Source organism: Paraburkholderia sp. SIMBA_030 (assembly GCF_046535245.1).
Classification (GTDB): Bacteria; Pseudomonadota; Gammaproteobacteria; order Burkholderiales; family Burkholderiaceae; genus Paraburkholderia.
Window position 1 is genome coordinate 1 of sequence record NZ_JAWRXB010000856.1, and the last position, 261, is coordinate 261.

Below are 261 nucleotides of genomic sequence, written 5' to 3' on the forward strand. Positions count from 1 at the left end.
GAGGTTTTAGTTGTAACTGTGGCAACTTACTACAATTTTACTGCTATACAGTACAATGAAGTGTTTGTCCAATTAACTGACAGGTTTCAATCAGCTGTAGTGGCAAGTGCAACATCTGGCTTTGTTCTAATTTGCACAGTGGTCTTTTTTATGTGGCATGCCAATGGATTCTTTTTAAAACAACGTCAAAAAGAAACCGGGTTATACATGCTAATGGGAATAAGTACGTCTAAAATTGGAAGAGTATTCGCAATTGAAAGT

1 pseudogene is annotated in these 261 nt (G+C 36.4%); it reads left to right on the plus strand.

Features of this window, described 5'->3' with window-relative positions:
- Nucleotides 1-261 (plus strand): annotated as a pseudogene (locus SB772_RS42435) (hypothetical protein); the annotation flags it as partial.